The sequence below is a fragment of the Acidithiobacillus sp. TH-A36 genome, assembly GCF_057473445.1.
On record NZ_JBYCKP010000008.1, the window covers coordinates 1 to 1,480 of the forward strand.

Here is a 1,480-nt window from a genome sequence, read left to right on the forward strand (position 1 = left end):
TTGTGCTCCCAAAGGCATGCCCACGGCCTGACTGAGTTGCGCCAGTGCCACGTAACTGCTGACCAGATTTTGAATGAGGGTGTAACGCGCCTGCGCCAGGGTGGATTCTGCCAGCAACACATCCTGGATGGTGGCTTGCCCAACGCGATATTGTGCCTGTACTACTTCCAGAGCTTTGTCGGCGTTTTGCAGACCACTGCGAGCTCCTGGCCATGCTGCCGTAGCCCCCTGAAAATTATGATAATCCTGCCAGACTGTGCTTTCGGTGCTGTTACGGCTGCTGGCAAGGTTGGCTTCAGCCTGATCACGCAAGGCCTCGTTCTGGCGAACCTGGTAGTGGTTATTGAAGCCCGTAAACAATGGAACGGTCAGCGTAAAACCAACGGTCCAGGTGTCGCCGGGCCGAAAGCCACCCTGAAACAGGTAGCCATAGGAACTGCTGGCCCCCAGAGTGGGCAAGCCGCTGGCCTCAGCACTCCGCAGATTGGCCTGGGCTACAGCCACTTGGGCTCGTGCTTCCTGCAAGGCCGGGTTGGCGCTTAGTGCAGATTGCATCAGGGTGTCTGCCGCATCGTGCAGTTGCGGGGGTGTTTGATTGAGTTGCAGCGGGTGAATTTTCAGAACGGTTTTGGGGCTCAGGCCAAGGGTGCTGGCCAATACGCCCTGACTGCTACGCAGGGTCTGCTGTTGGGCGGCAAGGGTGGATTGTGACTGAGCCATGGCAGCCCGCGCCTGATACAAGGCCCCTACTGTCGCTTGACCGGCGCGGTGCATGACTTCTGCGGCTTCCAGGTTTTTCTGATTTTCGGCAACGGTTTTTTCATCGGCAAGGAGCAGGGACTGGTTGCCGAGCACCTGATAATAGGCCTGGGCCACGCTGAAGGCCACAGACTGGATTTCCTGATTCTGGGTGAAGCCAGCTACCCATTCCTGGGCTTTTGCCGCATCGGTTTTGGCGGAGCGCAGGCCAAAATCCCAGAGGGTGTAGCTGAGGGTCAGATTCGGATTGACGCTGTTGCGCGCGGGTACGGTAAAGCCCGCCGTAGAAGCCGACTGGCGACGTGAAGCCGAAGTGCTGAGGGTTAGAGTCGGCAACCAGGCACTTTCTGCTGCACCCACTCCTGCTGCTTCGGCACGCAGGGAGTCCCAGGCGGCCGCTGTTTGCGGATTGTGGGCAAGGGCATAGGCGGTCAGTTGCGGCAGGCTCCAGACCTGCTCCTGTTCAGCCTGAGCAAGCGTATGGGCATCGGGTATGGTCGGCAGTTTACTGGGGCCGGTCCACGGCTGTCCGGGTTGCTGGCTGATTCCGCCATCGGTATCAAAGGGATCTGCCAACCAGCCCATCACCCCGGCATCCGCCTGAGTCAGTCCGGTGACCGCCAACAAGACGCCAGTGACGGCGCTTAGCACTTTATGGGGCACGCTCAAGCTCCTCATTCGTGGAGCCTGCATTCTCCTGAAAAAGCGTCAGGGAGGGAAG

At 59.3% G+C, this 1,480-nt stretch carries 1 protein-coding gene; it reads right to left on the reverse strand.

What is annotated here, in order from left to right; translation table 11 throughout:
* A partial coding sequence (locus AC2VLY_RS00170) for a TolC family protein (RefSeq protein WP_486921570.1) occupies nucleotides 1-1,422 on the reverse strand: 1,422 nt, incomplete at its 3' end.
* Nucleotides 1,423-1,480: the final 58 nt, after the last annotated feature.